The organism is Halomonas jincaotanensis, assembly GCF_018448785.1.
In the GTDB taxonomy this organism is placed as follows: domain Bacteria; phylum Pseudomonadota; class Gammaproteobacteria; order Pseudomonadales; family Halomonadaceae; genus Halomonas; species Halomonas jincaotanensis.
This window is the reverse complement of record NZ_JAHCLU010000003.1, coordinates 284,051-300,586: the sequence shown is the minus strand read 5'-3', so window position 1 is coordinate 300,586 and position 16,536 is coordinate 284,051. Positions and strand designations below refer to the sequence as shown.

Sequence of the window (16,536 nt, the reverse complement as noted above, 5' to 3'; positions counted from 1 at the left end):
AGGACTAACTCAAGCCGTCCAAATACCGCGACTGTCCACTAAAAGGTGGTCACTCAGATCATCACGACCGGTCGCCTTGAAGGGCTTATGGTCCACCAAGAGGGCGATCACATCAGCTTTGGCGACGGCCTCGTCCTGGTTCACGAGGCTACCACCTTCAAGATTGCCGGGTGGAAGTTCTAGGATGTTCGGCTCGACCAGGAGCACTTCGCCTGGATGCTCACGAATAACCTGCTCCGCTATTTGTAAAGCCGGACTTTCACGCAAGTCATCGATATCCGGCTTAAAGGCAAGGCCAAAGCAGGCGATGGTCACGTCCTTGGCCGTTTTATCGGGGTTGACACTCAGGAACTTGCCGACGGCTTCGTTAACCTTGTCGATCACCCACTGCGGCTTGCTATCGTTGACTTCGCGCGCGGTACGAATTAGACGAGCCTCATCCGGCGTTTCGCTGACGATGAACCAAGGGTCCACGGCAATGCAATGCCCCCCCACACCGGGGCCGGGCTGCAGAATGTTGACCCGCGGGTGGCGGTTGGCCAGCCGGATCAGCTCCCACACGCTGATATCAATCTTGTCGCAGATGATGGAGAGCTCGTTGGCAAACGCAATATTCACGTCGCGGAAACTGTTCTCGGTGAGCTTGGCCATTTCGGCGGTGCGGGCCGTGGTGGTGATGCATTCCCCTTCGACGAAGATCTGGTAGAGCTCCGTTGCCGCCGCAGAGCACTTCGCTGTCATGCCGCCTATAACACGGTCATTTTCCACCAGCTCACGCACCACGTGACCGGGTAGCACCCGCTCGGGGCAATGGGCAATGCGGATATCCGACCCTTCCCCATGAGTCTGCGGAAAGGTGAGATCGGGCCGCGCGTCGGCCAGCCATGCGGCCACCTGCTCGGTGGCGCCTACCGGCGAGGTGGACTCCAGTATCACCAGGTCGCCCTGCTTGAGTACCGGTGCCACCGCCTGGCTGGCGGCCTTGATGTAGGTGAGATCCGGCACATGGTCGTTGCCATTCTCCGCCTTGAACGGGGTGGGCACGGCGATCAGGAAGGCATCCGCCGGCTCGGGCGTGGTGGTCGCCCGTAGGTAGCCTTCCTTCACGGCAGCATGTACCACGATATCCAGTTCGGGCTCGACGATATGGATATCACCGCGGTTGATGGTATCCACGGCGTGCTGGTTGATATCGACGCCAATGACCTGCTTGCGACGAGAAGCGATAACGGCGGCGGTAGGCAGGCCGATGTAACCCAGGCCGATAACGGAGATGGTGTCGAAGTTCATGGATCCATCCAAAGACAGGTTGAGTTCAAGGAACCTGGAGCTGATGCGATGTCAGCGCGAATGATGCCGGCTCGCTACAGGGTGCTGGCCAGTGTCTCTAGGATCCGCTGGCACGCCTTGCCATCCCCGTAAGGATTATGGGCATAGCTCATGGCTTCGTAAGCGGCGGTGTCGGTCAACAGGGAATGCATCTCGTCGACGATACGCGCCACATCGGTTCCCACCAGCTTGACGGTGCCGGCTTCCACGGCTTCCGGGCGTTCGGTGGTCTCGCGCATTACTAGCACCGGCTTGCCGAGTGATGGTGCTTCTTCCTGCACACCACCGGAGTCGGTGAGAATCAGATGGGCGCGGTTCATCAGGTAGACGAACGGCAGGTAATCCAGCGGTTCGATCAGGTGCACGTTGTCGATATCCGAGAGCAGTCGATTCACCGGCTCGAGGACATTGGGATTCAGGTGCACTGGGTAGACGATCTGGGTGTCGGGGTGCGCAGCCGCCGTATCGTGAAGCGCCCGGCAGATACGCTCGAAGCCACCGCCGAAGCTCTCGCGACGGTGCCCCGTGACCAGGATCAGCTTGCGGTTGGCATCCAGGAAGTCGAACTGCTCGGCGAACTGCTGCCGGAATCGCTCGCTATCCTCGAGCTTGTGAACTACCTCCAGCAACGCGTCGATCACGGTGTTACCGGTGACGTGCACCTTGGCCGGTGCAATGCCTTCTTCCAGCAGATTCTGGCGGGAACGATCGGTCGGTGCGAAGTGCAACTCGGCCAGCGCTCCGGTCAGCTTGCGGTTGGCTTCTTCCGGCCAGGGGGAGTAGATATTGCCGGTGCGCAGGCCGGCCTCAACATGCGCTACGGGTATCTGCTGGTAGTAGGCGGCCAGAGACGTTGCCAGAGTGGTGGCGGTATCACCATGTACCAGCACGATATCGGGCTTAACCTCGGCCAGTACCTTTTTCATGCCCTGGAGGATCCCTGTCATCACGTCGGTGAGGTCCTGCCCCGGGGTCATGATGTTCAGATCGTGATCGGGCTTGAGTTCGAACAGTTCCAGCACCTGATCCAGCATTTCGCGATGCTGACCGGTCACGCAGACCTGGGCATCAAAGCGTTTATCGGCCGCCAGCAAAAGGGCAAGGGGCGCCATCTTGATGGCTTCGGGGCGCGTACCGAACACGCACAGAGTCTTGATCGGCATAGGCAGTTGCCTGTGTCTTGTTGGTGAATGCTTGAACGGTCGAGCAGGCATACAGGGTACCTACCCCGAACCGTTCATCGTGCGTAACGGATGTGGCGAGAAACTGGTCGTCGTGTTTCGTGTTTGCAGCCCTTGTGGTCTGACCCCGCGCCCGCGGGCTGCAGGAAATGCCCTGCTGCCGGAGTGGCAGAGTGAGAGGTGAGAAGCCGCAGCGCCGGTCGGCGGGTATTGGGCTCTCTACCCTTCGCCGAAGACCTCGGCCAGTGACGGGGCGTCTAGCACGTTCTCGGCCCAGCGCTCCAGCTCGTCGGTGGTGGCCTGCTGCAACCGTCGCTGCGTATCGGCATCGAGCGGGCCGAAACGGCGCACCAGTTGCTTGCGCAGCAGGGTCGCTCGCCTTGTTGCATGCCTTGATGCATGCCTTGATGCATGCCTTGTTGTATACCTTGTTGCATACCTTGCTGCATACCTTGCTGAATGCCTTGCTGCATGCCTTGTTGCATGCCCTCAGTCCGTAACCGCTCAGCCAGTCCAGTCATGGCGGTGCTCTCCTTGGGATACCGGGATTCATAGAGGCGTCGTTCGGCGTCGCTCAATCCGGTGTAAATATCGACAAAATCCAAGTATTTGATCTGCTTCTCGATAATCGGTTCCAGCGTCAGCAGCCCCTCGATCGCCTTGGCGTAGATGTCAATCTTCTGCTCCGGCGTCCACTGCTACTGGGCAGGATCAAAGGTCAGGTTCTTGAAGTTCTGGTCGTGACTGACGCGACGAGGCATGGCGCTTGGTCCCTGCTGAAAGATGGGTTGGTCCTCACACTCCGTCAGGGCAGGTGCCACCCTGCTGCCAGGCCGTAGCCCCCTGGGGTCTGGCCCCAAGGGTGCGGCGATTTCATATCTTACAGAACCTTCAACAACCGACTGATGATGTCCTGGTGGCTGAGTTCTTCGGTATTGACCGTGAGCTCGGCCGCTTTCGGCACTTCATACGGGCTGTTGATGCCGGTGAAGTCCTGAAGCTTGCCGTCGCGGGCCTTCTGGTAGAGGCCCTTGGGGTCGCGGCGCTCGCAGACGTCCAGCGGGGTGTCGACATGTACCTCGACGAAATCGTGCTCGTCGAACAGCTTGCGGGCGGCGTCACGGTCGGCGCGAAACGGCGAGATGAAGGCGGTGATGACGATGATCCCGGCCTCGGCGAACAGCCGGGCGACTTCGCCGACCCGGCGGATATTCTCGCCGCGGTCGATTTCGTTCATGCCCAGGTCCTTGCACAGGCCGTGGCGCACGTTGTCGCCGTCGAGCAGCATGGTGTGATAGCCGCGGCGGTTGAGCTCGACTTCCAGGGCGTTGGCGAGTGTCGACTTGCCGGAGCCGGAGTAGCCGGTGAACCATACGCACTTGCCGGCGTGGCCGTTGAGCTGCTCGCGCATGGCCTGGGTGACGCTGGTGCGGTTCCACACCACGTTGGCCTTGCTGTCGTTGTCGCGGTATTCGTAGGGCAGCTCGCTGTCGAAAGGCTGGTGGATCATCCCGGCGCCGACGGTGAGGTTGTTGAGCCGGTCGATGAGGATGAAGCTGCCGGTGCCGGGGCTCGCGCGATAGTCGTCGATGGGTACGGGGGCGGTCAGCTCGACGCGGCAGCGGGCGATGGTGTTGAGGTCGAGATGGTCGGCGTGGCGCTGCTCGAGGATATTGACGTCGATCTGGTAGTCGATGGCGGTGACCTTGCCGGCGATGTCGCGGGTGGCAAGCTTGAGGTCATAGAGCTTGCCGGGCTCCAGCGCGGTCTCGTGCATCCAGACGATGTCGGCCTCGAAGCTGGCGGCCAGCGGCACGGGGTCGTCCGCGGCGACCAGCCAGTCGCCGCGCGAGATGTCGATCTGATCGCTCAGCGTCACGGTGATCGCCTGGCCGGGGTAGGCGACGTCGAGATCGCCGTCGAAGGTGACCAGCCGCTCGACCGTCGAGGTCTTGCCCGAGGGTAGCGCGCGCACCGCCTGGCCGGGGTGCAGGATGCCGGCGGCCAGGGTGCCGGCGTAGCCGCGGAAGTCGAGATTGGGCCGGTTGACGTACTGCACCGGCAGGCGCAGGTCGCGCAGGTTGCGGTCGTGTGTCACCTCGACCGTCTCGAGCAGTTCGAGCAGCGCCGGGCCTGGCTGGCCGTCGACGCGGTACCAGTCCATGGTCTCGCTGCGGTTGACCACGTTGTCGCCCTTCAGCGCCGACATCGGCACGAAGCGAATGTCGCGGGCATTGAGCTTGTCGGCGACGGCCTGGTACTCGGTGACGATCTCGTCATAGCGCGCCTGGGAGTACTCGACCAGATCCATCTTGTTGATCGCCACCACCAGGTGCTGGATGCCCAGCAGGTCGGCGATGAAGCTGTGCCGGCGGGTCTGGGTCTGCACGCCGTGGCGGGCGTCGATGAGGATGATTGCGAGGCTCGCCGTCGAGGCGCCGGTGGCCATGTTGCGGGTGTACTGCTCGTGGCCCGGGGTGTCGGCGATGATGAACTTGCGCTTGTCGGTCGAGAAATAGCGGTAGGCGACATCGATGGTGATGCCCTGCTCGCGCTCGGACTGCAGGCCATCGACCAGCAAGGCGAGATCGACCTCGTCGCCTGTGGTTCCGCTGGTCTTGGACGCCTGGGTGATCGCCGCCAACTGATCCTCGTAGATCATCTTGGAGTCGTGCAACAAGCGCCCGATCAGCGTCGACTTGCCGTCGTCGACGCTGCCGCAGGTGATGAAGCGCAGCAGGTCCTTGTTCTCGTGCTCGTGCAGGTAGGCTTCGATGTCGTCGGCGATCAAACTTGACTGGTGTGACATGGTCCCGCTCCCTTAGAAATAACCTTCGCGCTTCTTCTTTTCCATCGAGCCGGCTTGATCATGGTCGATGGCGCGGCCGCTGCGCTCGCTGGTCTTGGTCAGCAGCATCTCCTGGATGATCTCGGGCAGCGTGGCGGCGTGGGATTCCACCGCGCCAGTCAGCGGATAGCAGCCGAGGGTGCGGAAACGTACCCACTTCTCTTCGGGGACCTCGCCAGGTTCGAGCGGCAGGCGCTCGTCATCGACCATGATCAGCATGCCGTCGCGCTCGACTACCGGGCGGGGGGCGGCGTAGTAAAGCGGCACGAGAGGAATCGATTCCAGATAGATGTACTGCCAGATGTCCAGCTCGGTCCAGTTGGAGAGCGGGAACACACGGATCGATTCGCCCTTGTTGACCTTTGCGTTGTAGACGTTCCACAGCTCCGGGCGCTGGCTCTTGGGGTCCCAGCGGTGGTGCTTGTCACGAAACGAGAACACCCGCTCCTTGGCGCGGCTGGCTTCTTCGTCGCGCCGCGCGCCGCCGAAGGCGGCATCGAAGCCGTACTTGTCGAGCGCCTGCTTGAGCGAGGCGGTTTTCATGATGTCGGTGTATTTCGAGCTGCCGTGATCGAAGGGGTTGATGTTGGCCGCGCGGCCCTCTTCGTTGATGTGCTCGATCAGCTCCATCCCGGAGTCGGCGGCCATCGCATCGCGAAAGGCGATCATCTCGCGAAACTTCCAGGTGGTGTTGACGTGCATCAGCGGGAACGGCGGCACACCGGGGTAGAAGGCCTTGCGCGCCAGATGCAGCATCACCGAGGAGTCCTTGCCGATGGAGTACATCATCACCGGATTGGCGAACTCGGCGGCGACCTCGCGGATGATATGGATCGACTCGGCCTCGAGCTGCTTGAGGTGGGTCGCGCGTTCGGGGGTGATCTCGGTCATAGGATATCCGGGAAGTTCAGGAGTCAGGATAACGGGGGGTCGCGGTAAGCCATACACTGGAAGCTTAACAGTGGCGATGATGTAATCAGCAGGAAAAATATTGGCAAAAACTAGCGCATATATTGTCAAAAATATCTTTTTTCAAAACACCAAACTGGCCGACCACGACCGATTCATTCAGTGTATAAACCTTTCCATATCTGACCCAGCTTTATTTGGGAAGCACGCCATCACTGAAACTGTCGCCGTAAATAGGCACTGATTGTTGATGATTTGATCTTGAAGTAATAGCCAAACAAACCATATCGCCATGGCTATCAGCAGACGTGAAGACGAGTACAGGCCTTTTCTTCGTCGCTTTCAAATCAGAAAATGGGAAAGGGATGAGAACGACATCACCGGACTGGTACATCATTCCAAACCTCATCTTCGTCATTGTCCCATAGCTTTTCCATACTCGTTATTTGGGCCTGAGAAAGACGTTTTAGCTCACTTCTTTCCGCTTTCTGTATCAGAAAATAAGTAAAGTCCAACACTTCTTCCTGAAGTGATTCGGGGAGTCGGTTGATATTGTTGGTAATCTTTTCAGTGGTATTCATGTTCTATGCACCTCGTTAGCAAGGGCGCCCGCATCAATATCGATATGGTCAGCCGCGATACAACGGTTTTCTTCATAGAGCACTACCCTTCTTAGATTAAACCATAGCAAGTGTGCTTGGTGCCGTAAGGGGATTTCTTACAGCTTACCGCTTCAGGCGCGTAGCGCCGTGCTTAAGGCTTCGACCCACCGAGGGTCGCGTTGCCCGGCGACGATGAAGAACGGGTTGAGTACGCTGTCCTGCTGGTTGCACCGCAGCGGCTCGAGGGTCTCGGCGTCGAGCACCTCGCCGCCGGCGGCGGTGACCACGGCCTGGGCGGCGGCGGTGTCCCATTCGCAGGTGGGCGCGAGGCGCGGGTAAAGATCCGCCTCGCCTTCGGCGACCAGGCACAGCTTGAGCGAGCTGCCCATCGACACGCATTCATGCGCCGGCAACCGCGAACAGAAGGCATCGAAGGTCTCGGCGCCATGGCGGCGGCTGCCGACTATCTGCCAGGGCGTCTCGGTGGGGTCGGGCAGCGCGCGCACGCGGATCGGGGTCGTCTCGCCGCCCTTGTGCTTGAAGGCGCCCTGGCCGAGCTGGCCGACCCAGGTGGTCTCGAGCACCGGGGCATGGACGATGCCGAACACCGGCACGCCGTCCTCGATCAGCGCGACGTTGAGGGTGAACTCACCGTTCTTGCCGATGAACTCCTTGGTGCCGTCCAGCGGGTCGATCAGCCAGTAGCGCGACCACGCCTGGCGGGTGGCGAAGGGGATCTCGCCGGACTCTTCGGAGAGGATCGGCACCCCTGGCGAGACGCTCTCCAGCAGCGCGACCAGGGCGTGGTGGGCGGCCATGTCCGCCTCGGTCAGCGGGCTCTGGTCGGCCTTGGTTTCCACCGTGAAGTCACGCTGGTAAATCGCCAGCACCTCGCGCCCCGCGGCGTGTACGCCCTCGAGCAGGCGCGTCGCCATGTCATCTGTCACTGGGTCATCTGTCGCTAATCGCGTCAAAACAGCTCCTTGCAGAAAAATTCACCCTCAGAAAGGCCACACCAGCGGGATCAAGCCGATCGCCGTGCCACCCACCAGCAGGCTTAATGGGGCGCCGAGGCGCAGATAGTCGGTAAAACGGTACCCCCCGGGACCCAGGACCATCAGGTTGGTCTGATAGCCCAGCGGGGTCATGAAGCTGGCCGAGGCCGCGAACATGACGGCAATGACAAAGGGCAGAAAATCGACACCCAGCTGTTCAGCTACGGCGACGGCGATGGGGAACATCAGTACCGCCGCGGCGTTGTTGGTAATCAGCTCGGTGAAGACCACCGTCATCAGGTAGACCAGTGCCAGTGCCGCCCAGGGCGCCAGACCGTCGATCAGCAGCAGCCATTGGGCGATCTGCGCCGCGGCGCCGGTCTTGGTCATGGCGGCCCCCAGCGCAAAGGAGGCGGCGATCACGACCAGCACGGAAAGATCCACATAGCGCCGGGCCTTGCTGGCCGGCACGCAGCGCGTCACCAGCATGGTGCCACCGGCGAGCAGGGCCGCCTCGAGAATGCTGAGCAGGCCGGTGGCGCTGGCGACGACCATGGCGCCGAGAATACCCAGTGCCAGGGGTGCCTTGCGAAAATCCGGCGGTGTCGAGTCGTTCAGCCCGCTGACCAACAGGAAATCCTTGCGGTAGCGATACTGGTCGACGAAGTCCTGGGCTGTCTCGAGCAATAACGTATCGCCCACCTGCAGGCGGATCGCGCCTAGCTTGCCGGGCAGGCGCTTGCCATGACGGGAAATCGAAATGATCACCGCCTGGTAGCGGGAGCGAAAGCGCGATTCGCGTACCGTCTGATTCAGGCCACCGAAGTCCGGGCCGATCACCGCCTCCACCAGGCACCGTCGATGATGGGCGATATCCAGCTTGTGTACATCGCCCCCCGCGGGCTTAAGGCCATGAATGCGCCGAAGCTCGCGGGCACACTCGGGAGCGCCGATGAACACCAGGATGTCGCCGGCCTGGAGCTGCGTATCGGGAGGCACCGCGGTCAGCAACCGGCCCTGACGCTCGATATCGGCCAGATAGCCATGGCTCAGGCTACGAAGCCCGGCACCGGCAATGGTTTTGCCTACCAGCGGCCCCTTGTCATCGACGATCACCTCCACCGCATATTCCCGGGCCTGCTCGAGTTGTTCCAGCACTCCCTGGCGGTTCGGCAGCAACCGGTCGGCGAACAGATAAAGAAAACCGCCCCCGACCAACACGATGGGCGCCCCTATCCAGGCCAATGAAAACATCGTCAGGCTGATGCCCTTTTCGCTTTGCAGCAGGCCGTTTATCACCAGATTGGTGCTGGTGCCGATGAGGGTGCAGGTGCCGCCCATGATGGCGGCATAACTGAGCGGCAGCAGCAGCTTGGAAGGCGGCAGCTTGAGGCGCCCGGCCCACTCCTGAACGGCGGGAATGAACATCGCCACCACCGTGGTGTTGTTCATGAACGCACTCAGCCCGGAGGCCGGCAGTAACACCCGCAGCTGGGCGTACTTCAGCTTTTGCGGCTGACCGAGCAGGCGATGGGCGATCCATTGAATCGCGCCGGTTTCCTTCAGGCCCGCCGCCACTGCATAAAGTACGGCAATCGTCATGACGCCCGGGTTGGAGAAGCCTACCAGGGCCTCGCCAGGGGAGAGAATGCCGGACACTACCAGAAACGCCAGCGCCGCCATCACGATCACGTCCGGGGCGATGCGCGTGAAGGCCAACGTCAGGAGCACCGCCACCACGACTGCCAAGGTTAGATAGGCCGCTAGCTCCATTGAAGTCAAAAAACTCTTTGTTATACATTTGCTTGGCAATCGTTAAATTACGAAAAATCAAACGATAGATGGATTAAAAAATTGACTTATTCTAAAGAAACAAAATATCGTTTCTCAATCTTGGCTCAGCCAATGCATTAAAACGAATATGGCAAAATTCTATACAAAGATGAAACAAAACACACGGGAAGTACAACATTATAGCGCTTTAGGCACGCTACCGCCCGGGGATTGTCCGGGCGCATTCCCTTGCCCTCTATCGAGCATACCGCCAACGATTGAGTTCGATGCCGGTATCGTTTGATGACGGGGTATTCTACGGAAACGCGCCGTCGGTATCCATTCTGACGGTGCTGTTAGCAATTCATTGGTCTGTACCCCGCGGATGGGCTATTGACAAGGCGCCGGGGCCTGGAGCAAGGCGTTCGTAATCTTGCCCGGCAGCAGTGGACACCTCGTCAAGGCAGTACACTGAGACGAGGTGAAACATGGCAAGGCAAGCACCTTCAACGAAGAAGACCCGTCCCCGCCACTCCCAAGACCACAAGGCTTAGGCACTGGCTCTCGCCGACCGCGTAGGCGTCAGCGCGGTCGCGGACGCTCAACAGTATTCACGCAAGGCATGCGCTTATTCGCCTGCATGGCGTAAGGGTTTTGAGAGTCTGCCCCCGATCGATTACTCGATTGGCTAATTCAATAACATGAAATTCTTCAGCCATAAGATGTAGAATCCTCACTGTGTGGCAAGAGAAGCCCAAGCAAACCAACAATAGACAGACCAGGAGATGCACCAATGTGGCTGAAACTGGAACGCTGGGGAATCGAAGCACGTGTATGTAGCATTATCATCAGGCTGGTGATAGGCGATGTCTTCATCCGTGTACCGATAATTGGACAGGTAGCCTGGAACTCGGAAGGGTTGTTCATGGATCGGTGGGCGGACGCTAAGCATGACCCAGTGCCGTAGGCCTAGACGGAGCCTCGGAGTTCGGTAGAACCTCACCGCTCCGCTCGGCCCCTGATGCTCAATCTTAAGGGATGGATCTCCGTCCGTGTCGTTCATCCCGAATGCCCAGGGTCGGTTAGAGAAACTACGCCGCCGCGATGACAAGCCCACCCACCGTGGCGATGAAGCCGTCCTGGCGCAGGTCATCAACGCGCTGCCGGTCAGTAGCCGTGAGGCGATGTAGTGGGCCGAAAGCTCTCGCGGGTGTCGGCGAGCACCGCCACGCTCACCACATCCACTCCGAACGCTCGTCGCAGCCCCGTATCCTCTGGGGCCTTGAGCCAGTCCAACAGATTGCCCAGCAAGAATTCTCGTTACTCGTCCTTGCACGTTATCCAGTGACCCAACCGATGTCTTAGATCGTATAACCTGGCCTCGGACACCGATCCCATCCGACCCAGCAGCAGTGAACCATCAAGCACCGACAAACGAGAAAGTCGGAATACGCTGGTCACCTTGAGCCCAGTCATCATGGAAATGATCAAGATGACGTAGCAGGAGTACCGGCCGCTTCTTGCTATGCGTTAGATCGGTATAGAGAAACGGCATCAGCGCAAGCGGGCCGGCACGCTTCATTACCAGCGTTCCATGAGATCGTCTTCGGAGTAGATCTCCGGCTCGTCGTCCAGCCCACGCATGGCTTGCTCGACACTCATGGCACGAAACTGTTGCTCTGACCAATCGGCCTGCTCAGCTTGCGCTGAATCGCCATGACGTTGTTCCAGAAACGCCACGAAATCCATGACCTCCTGCTGACGGAAGGTCGGCAGTCGGCTGACCTTAGCAATGAGTTCTTCAAGCTGCATTGAACTTACCTCTTGGAAGCCGCCCATGATGGACTTCGGCATAGCACAGCGCCCCCTGGCTTCCGTGGGCTACACTCCGTTAAGCCAACCTGCCGTCAAATAATCGGCACGAACGGCACGCACCCGCCCAGTATGGCGGCCATCAATATCACTGCGCTCAACTTAATCATCGAAATCAAAGCTCAAGTCCTCGTCGCTATCAAAGAAACTATCCAGGTTCTCCGGGGCGGCCACGCTACCGGGGTTCAGCCGTGCCAAGCGGGACAGCAGGTGGGTCTGGGGGAGAAACAGGTTCACCGCGTAGGCGATGAACAGCGCCTGAGCTCTGCGTAACGCCAGAAACGCCTCATCGTCCAATTGGACCACTTCCTTTCCGGTGTTACGTAGGCAACGCACAGATCAGGGCTTAGTCTCTGCCCGTAGCCTGACGACCTCTTTCATGGCAAGCCCTGCAATCTCCGCGACCATCGCATCATTCATCTCGGTACGAACGATCAGGTTCATCTGCAGGATGTTCCCCAGCGACACCTCGGGCTGACGTTAATCACGCATCTCGAATCGCCACACCGTCTGCTGACGCTCGGCCTCTGTGGCCGTGAACAGATCGAAGTCCAGCAGGTGCAGGCCGACCGAGGCCCTGAGTTCCTGGTAGTCCTCTCCGGCGCCAAGCTGAAGGCCCAGCGAATAGCTCAGTCATACTTGAGTTATAATATTTAGTATTTACCGATACACCGGCAAGCGGCGACAAACGACCTCGACCTTGGCTTTCACATCGGCTTCGACGGTGGCGGTATCGGCGCCTTTGGCCATGGCGTCGAGGATGTCGCAGATCCAGCCGACCAGGTCGCGGCACTCGGTCTCACCAAAGCCGCGCGTGGTGACTGCCGGGGTGCCGATGCGCAGGCCCGAGGTGACGAAGGGGCTTTGGGGGTCGCCGGGCACGGCGTTCTTGTTGACGGTGATATGAGCGCGCCCCAGGGCGGCGTCGGCGTCCTTGCCGGTCAGGCCCTGCTTTATCAGCGAGAGCAGGAAGAGGTGATCCTCGGTGCCGCCGGAGACGACCTCGTAGCCGCGCTCGATGAATACGCCGGCCATCGCCTGGGCATTTTTCACCACCTGCTGCTGGTAGGCCTTGAAGCCGGGCTCCATGGCTTCCTTGAAGCAGATCGCCTTGGCGGCGATGACGTGCTCGAGCGGACCGCCCTGCCCACCGGGGAACACCGCGGATTGCAGCTTCTTCTCCAGATCGGCGTCGCCCTCAGAGGAAAGAATCAATCCCCCACGCGGGCCGCGCAGGGTCTTGTGGGTGGTGGTGGTCACCACGTGGGCATGGGGCAGCGGTGTTGGGTAGACACCGGCGGCGACCAGGCCGGCCACATGCGCCATGTCGACCAGCAGGAAGGCGCCCACGTCGTCGGCGATCTCACGGAACTTCGCCCAGTCGATGATTTGTGAATAGGCCGAGAAGCCGGCAATGATCATCTTTGGGTGGTGCTCGCGGGCGAGGCGTGCCACCTCGTCGTAATCGATGTGGCCGCGATCGTCGATGCCATACTGTACGGCGTGGTAGTGCTTGCCGGAGAAGTTGGGCTTGGCGCCGTGGGTCAGGTGGCCGCCGGCATCCAGGCTCATGCCGAGAATGGTGTCGCCCGGCTTGATCAGCGCCTGGAAAACCGCCGAGTTCGCCTGGGAGCCCGAGTGCGGCTGGACGTTGGCGTAGCTGGCGCCAAACAGCTGCTTGGCGTAGTCGATGGCCAGTTGCTCGACCACATCGACGAACTCGCAGCCACCGTAATACCGCTTGCCGGGGTAGCCTTCCGCGTACTTGTTGGTCAGTTGGCTGCCCTGAGCTTCAAGCACGCGGGGGCTGGCGTAGTTCTCGGAGGCGATCAGCTCGATGTGCGCTTCCTGACGCGTGACCTCCTTTTGCATCGCATCGAACAGGACATCATCGAAACCGGCAATCTGCATGTCACGGCTGAACATCGGCGGGTAACCTCGCATCACGAAAGAAATCTGAGGCCTGAATGATACCCCAGCCCCTGGCGCCTTTCACATGAAAGGCCATCACGTACACCTGCATCGTTTCTCATGCAGGGTTCAGTAAGACTGAAACATTGCCGTGCCCGTCGTCGGCCCAAGCGTCAGCGCCACTCAATCTACTTGATCAGCGTGTCTCGACCTGCATGGAAAGCTTGCTCGGCAGCCCCAGGGGGTCGGCGGAAAGCGCGTCGATCTCGCTGTCCGGGGGCAGCGTGAGACGAATCTCGAGCTCGCTGGCGCGCCCATCCATCATGTCCACCAGGCCGGTCAGCACCGCACCGATCTCCGGGCCGAGCATCATGCCGAACCCCTGGGCCTGGGTGCGTGCCTGGGCGATAAAGTCGGCCTCGCTCACGCCCTGGGTGGCGGCCATGATCGGCGCCAGGCGGCCGAACAGCCCCTGGTTGGACAGCACGTTGGTAATCTCCCCACCGAGGATCGTCAGGCCCTCCAGATCGTCGAGACCCTCGATGCCGGCAAGGTAGCGCTCGGGCTCGACGCCTTCGGGCAGCCTGACCGGCAGGTCCACGTCCAGATTCCAGCGGAAGGCGTTGTCGACATCGATGTGGCTGTCGCTGAGCAGGAGCGTCTCGCCGTTGTCGGTTTCCCAGTGGCCAGAGAAGAGGGCGTCCATCAACAGCTCGCCGCTGCCATCGGTCAACACGTTACTGACCATGCGCAACCGAGTGCGCTCCTCGGCCGGTGCAAGCTCGATCATGCGGGCCAGATCCAGCGCCAAGGCATCGAGGCGCATCTCGCCGCCCTGGGCGACGCTACCATCTGCCAGCAGCCGTTCGAGGCTGGCGACCAGGTGGTCGGACTCAACATCGAGCTCGCGCAGCTCAAGGCTTTCGAAGCGCTCCTCGCCCTCCTGATCCAGTCCAGCGAGGCCTTCCATCACCAGGCTTGCGACCGTGAAGCGCCCCGTGCCGAGCCCATCGCCCCCATCGCCATGGCCGGCGATGCCGCTGAGTTCCAGGCGACCGATGGTCGAGGGGGTCAGCTCAACGCCATGCAGGCTTTCGATCTCGAGCCGGCCGCTGCCCTGGGCGTCGAGACCGTCATCCAGATAGCGCCGCGCGGCCTCGGTGCTCATGTCGGCCGAGAGGTTGTCGACCTGCAGCTCACCGACGGACACCTCGTCCGAATGCAGCGACTCGTGGAAGGGGAACACCGCCCGGGAGGGCTGCTCCATGACGATGCGCTCGGCCTCGAGCAACGGCAGCTGCGTCAGTTCGTCGAGCACGCTCAGGCCCTCGAGATGCACCGAATCGGGGCTATCGTAGTTGCCGCGCACTTCGTAGCGTTCCAGCAGCAGGCGCTCCCCCGATTCGCTTTCGAAGCGGATCGCCTCGGCGCTGATACGATCGCGCACCGCCGCCTCGGAGACATCGCCGATCTCGAGCTCGCCACGATCGGCAAATAGCGCCCGCAGATCGGCTTCCAGGCGCTGGGCATCGGCCAGCGCCGGCGTAGCTATGCCAAAGCCAAAAGCGAGGCTCAGGGGCAAGGCGAACAGCCCAGCGGTGCGAATGGGGAAAGACATGGATTACCTCCGTTGTGATCGAGGAAGAGGGCCTGATGGGAGATAGCCCCACCCAGACAGCCTATCTCAATTGGCCCAGGCGAGGCGCGCCTCGAGCCGCTCGTTGACGCCTTCCAGCACCGCCAGCCGGGCATGGCGCTTGTCGTCGCAGGCAACCAGCAACCACTCTGCCCCGGGGGCGTGGGTGCGCACAAACATCTCGTCGATGGCCTGCTGGTAATCATCCCAGCGCTCACGGTTGCGCCAGTCCTCGTCGGTGAGCTTGTGGCGCTTGTGGGGAATGGCGGCCCGGGCCTCGAAGCGCCTGAGCTGCTCGTCCTTGTCGATAGAGAGGAACAGCTTGATCAGCACACTGCCGTGCTCCAGGAGCTGCTGCTCGAAGTGGCGGATCTCGCCATAGGCACGCTGCCACTGCGCCTCGCTGGCCAGTCCCTCGACTCGCTCCACCAGCACCCGCCCGTACCAGGAGCGGTCAAAGATGGCGATGCGCCCGTCGGCGGGCAGACGACGCCAGAAGCGCCAGGCCCAGGGCAGCGCCAGTTCCTCGTCACTGGGGGCAGCGATGCGGTGCACGCGGTACTGGCGGGCATCCAGAGCCGCGGTGAGCCGGTGGATGCTGCCGCCCTTCCCCGCCGCATCATGCCCCTCGAGGGCAATCACCACCGGGATGCGGCGCCGCGCAATCTCGCGGGCGTTGTTTGCCAGGCGGGCCTGCTCGAGGGCCAGGCGCTCATAGTAGGCCGCCTTGTCGAGGCGCTCCTCGACTGCGGCATCGACGCGACGCAGCGAGGGAACCCCAGGCGCCTCACCCGCGCGAGTCGCCAGTTGCGATACCGGCGACTCGGGCGGAGCCTCTATCACCGCCAGCAGGGCGCGGGCCACCTGCGGCAGTTGCTCCCCCGTTTCGCGGAAGGGCAACCGCTGCCAGGGGGCATGGGGCGCCTCGGTCCTACGGCGCAGTGTCCTGCCGATCGCCTCGATGGGGGCATGCTGCGCGTGGCGCTGCCATTCGCTGGGGCCGACCTGCCAGGCGCGAGCCGGGTCCCGCTGCAGCTCGACCAGGTAGCGACGCTGCTCTCGGCGGCCGATATCGGTCCACAGCTTGAGCAGCACCACTCCCTCGGCGGCCAGCTCGGCCTCGAAGTTGCGGATCTGCTCAAGGCGGTCCCGAAAGGCACCCGGCGAGAGCCTACGCTCGGCGCGGGCGAACAGCGCATCGCCATACCAGCCGTGGATGAAGATGCCGATGCGGCCGCGATCGGGAATTCGCCGCCAGTAGCGCCACCAGTAGGGACGCAACTGCTCCTCGCTACTCGGACCCAGGGCGTGCACCTCGGTATAGCGGTTCTCCAGCCAGTGGTTGAGCCGATTGACCACCTGCCCCTTGTGGGTCGCCGCATGGCCAGTCAGCAGCAGGATCACCGCCCGCTCCCTGTCTCGGGCCAGGGCGAGTTGGGCATCCATCAGCCGATAGCGCAGGGTATCCGTCTGCATGGCT

The 16,536-nt window shown here is 61.5% G+C and carries 17 protein-coding genes; 1 reads left to right on the top strand and 16 read right to left on the bottom strand.

Translation table 11 applies throughout. The features are described 5' to 3' along the window. Positions 1-9: 9 nt before the first annotated feature. The 9 genes from wecC to KG088_RS04620 form a co-directional block, all read right to left on the bottom strand. Positions 10-1,290: a UDP-N-acetyl-D-mannosamine dehydrogenase gene (gene wecC / locus KG088_RS04655; RefSeq protein ID WP_213824326.1), complete on the bottom strand. Its 1,281-nt coding sequence runs from the start codon at positions 1,288-1,290 to the stop codon at positions 10-12. Positions 1,291-1,364: 74 nt separating this feature from the next. Further along, on the bottom strand, positions 1,365-2,486 hold the full coding sequence (wecB, locus tag KG088_RS04650) for a non-hydrolyzing UDP-N-acetylglucosamine 2-epimerase (RefSeq protein WP_406565587.1): 1,122 nt from the start codon (positions 2,484-2,486) through the stop codon (positions 1,365-1,367). Positions 2,487-2,729: 243 nt separating this feature from the next. Then, positions 2,730-2,879: a DUF4351 domain-containing protein gene (locus KG088_RS04645; RefSeq protein ID WP_264759033.1), complete on the bottom strand. Its 150-nt coding sequence runs from the start codon at positions 2,877-2,879 to the stop codon at positions 2,730-2,732. A gap of 511 nt (positions 2,880-3,390) precedes the next feature. Then, on the bottom strand, positions 3,391-5,319 hold the full coding sequence (gene cysN / locus KG088_RS04640) for a sulfate adenylyltransferase subunit CysN (RefSeq protein WP_213824323.1): 1,929 nt from the start codon (positions 5,317-5,319) through the stop codon (positions 3,391-3,393). 12 nt (positions 5,320-5,331) lie between these two features. Further along, entirely contained in the window at positions 5,332-6,249 is a 918-nt protein-coding gene (gene cysD / locus KG088_RS04635; protein WP_213824322.1) for a sulfate adenylyltransferase subunit CysD, read from the bottom strand. Positions 6,250-6,460: 211 nt separating this feature from the next. Beyond that, positions 6,461-6,661, bottom strand: a complete 201-nt coding sequence (locus tag KG088_RS20000) for a type II toxin-antitoxin system PemK/MazF family toxin (protein WP_406565586.1) — start codon at positions 6,659-6,661, stop codon at positions 6,461-6,463. Beyond that, on the bottom strand, positions 6,645-6,848 hold the full coding sequence (locus tag KG088_RS04630) for a DUF2281 domain-containing protein (protein WP_213824321.1): 204 nt from the start codon (positions 6,846-6,848) through the stop codon (positions 6,645-6,647). The genes KG088_RS20000 and KG088_RS04630 overlap by 17 nt, the downstream gene beginning before the upstream one ends. Positions 6,849-7,000: 152 nt before the next feature. Next, positions 7,001-7,804 carry a 3'(2'),5'-bisphosphate nucleotidase CysQ gene (gene cysQ, locus KG088_RS04625; protein WP_213824320.1) on the bottom strand — a complete coding sequence of 268 codons (804 nt, stop codon included), beginning with the start codon at positions 7,802-7,804 and terminating at the stop codon, positions 7,001-7,003. Positions 7,805-7,870: 66 nt separating this feature from the next. After that, positions 7,871-9,637 carry an SLC13 family permease gene (locus KG088_RS04620; protein WP_213824319.1) on the bottom strand — a complete coding sequence of 589 codons (1,767 nt, stop codon included), beginning with the start codon at positions 9,635-9,637 and terminating at the stop codon, positions 7,871-7,873. A 1,052-nt stretch (positions 9,638-10,689) separates the two neighbouring features. On the opposite strand from KG088_RS04620, the gene KG088_RS04615 reads away from it, so the two are divergent. After that, positions 10,690-10,827 carry a hypothetical protein gene (locus KG088_RS04615; RefSeq protein ID WP_213824318.1) on the top strand — a complete coding sequence of 46 codons (138 nt, stop codon included), beginning with the start codon at positions 10,690-10,692 and terminating at the stop codon, positions 10,825-10,827. Here the strand turns inward: KG088_RS04615 and KG088_RS04610 are convergent. The 7 genes from KG088_RS04610 to KG088_RS04580 all read right to left on the bottom strand — a co-directional run bounded on the left by KG088_RS04610 (position 10,805) and on the right by KG088_RS04580 (position 16,532). Further along, positions 10,805-10,948 (bottom strand): hypothetical protein, encoded by a 144-nt coding sequence (locus tag KG088_RS04610; RefSeq protein WP_213824428.1) that lies wholly within the window; start codon positions 10,946-10,948, stop codon positions 10,805-10,807. The two genes, KG088_RS04615 and KG088_RS04610, sit on opposite strands and share 23 nt — an antisense overlap. Positions 10,949-11,057: 109 nt before the next feature. Then, the gene (locus KG088_RS04605) at positions 11,058-11,219 is read right to left on the bottom strand and encodes a hypothetical protein (protein ID WP_213824317.1); all 162 of its coding nucleotides are present in this window, start codon (positions 11,217-11,219) and stop codon (positions 11,058-11,060) included. Then, the gene (locus KG088_RS04600; RefSeq protein ID WP_213824316.1) at positions 11,219-11,449 is read right to left on the bottom strand and encodes a DUF2281 domain-containing protein; all 231 of its coding nucleotides are present in this window, start codon (positions 11,447-11,449) and stop codon (positions 11,219-11,221) included. Before KG088_RS04600 ends, KG088_RS04605 begins: the two co-directional genes overlap by 1 nt. Positions 11,450-11,611: 162 nt before the next feature. Further along, the gene (locus KG088_RS04595; protein WP_213824315.1) at positions 11,612-11,815 is read right to left on the bottom strand and encodes a hypothetical protein; all 204 of its coding nucleotides are present in this window, start codon (positions 11,813-11,815) and stop codon (positions 11,612-11,614) included. A 354-nt stretch (positions 11,816-12,169) separates the two neighbouring features. Further along, a complete protein-coding gene (glyA, locus tag KG088_RS04590; protein ID WP_213824314.1) occupies positions 12,170-13,435 on the bottom strand; it encodes a serine hydroxymethyltransferase in 1,266 nt (421 codons plus the stop codon). A 181-nt stretch (positions 13,436-13,616) separates the two neighbouring features. Further along, entirely contained in the window at positions 13,617-15,038 is a 1,422-nt protein-coding gene (locus KG088_RS04585; RefSeq protein ID WP_213824313.1) for a hypothetical protein, read from the bottom strand. 66 nt (positions 15,039-15,104) lie between these two features. After that, positions 15,105-16,532, bottom strand: a complete 1,428-nt coding sequence (locus tag KG088_RS04580; protein ID WP_213824312.1) for a hypothetical protein — start codon at positions 16,530-16,532, stop codon at positions 15,105-15,107. Positions 16,533-16,536 lie beyond the last annotated feature (4 nt).

Bases quoted from the DNA above. Each gene is read 5' to 3' on its own strand.
- cysQ (WP_213824320.1), bottom strand. From the start codon at position 7,804: ATGGCGACGCGCCTGCTCGAGGGCGTACACGCCGCGGGGCGCGAGGTG.
- KG088_RS04605 (WP_213824317.1), bottom strand. From the start codon at position 11,219: ATGAAGCGTGCCGGCCCGCTTGCGCTGATGCCGTTTCTCTATACCGAT.
- KG088_RS20000 (WP_406565586.1), bottom strand. From the start codon at position 6,661: ATGTACCAGTCCGGTGATGTCGTTCTCATCCCTTTCCCATTTTCTGAT.
- KG088_RS04580 (WP_213824312.1), bottom strand. From the start codon at position 16,532: ATGCAGACGGATACCCTGCGCTATCGGCTGATGGATGCCCAACTCGCC.
- KG088_RS04585 (WP_213824313.1), bottom strand. From the start codon at position 15,038: ATGTCTTTCCCCATTCGCACCGCTGGGCTGTTCGCCTTGCCCCTGAGC.
- KG088_RS04630 (WP_213824321.1), bottom strand. From the start codon at position 6,848: ATGAATACCACTGAAAAGATTACCAACAATATCAACCGACTCCCCGAA.
- KG088_RS04600 (WP_213824316.1), bottom strand. From the start codon at position 11,449: ATGCAGCTTGAAGAACTCATTGCTAAGGTCAGCCGACTGCCGACCTTC.
- KG088_RS04620 (WP_213824319.1), bottom strand. From the start codon at position 9,637: ATGGAGCTAGCGGCCTATCTAACCTTGGCAGTCGTGGTGGCGGTGCTC.
- glyA (WP_213824314.1), bottom strand. From the start codon at position 13,435: ATGTTCAGCCGTGACATGCAGATTGCCGGTTTCGATGATGTCCTGTTC.
- cysD (WP_213824322.1), bottom strand. From the start codon at position 6,249: ATGACCGAGATCACCCCCGAACGCGCGACCCACCTCAAGCAGCTCGAG.
- cysN (WP_213824323.1), bottom strand. From the start codon at position 5,319: ATGTCACACCAGTCAAGTTTGATCGCCGACGACATCGAAGCCTACCTG.
- wecC (WP_213824326.1), bottom strand. From the start codon at position 1,290: ATGAACTTCGACACCATCTCCGTTATCGGCCTGGGTTACATCGGCCTG.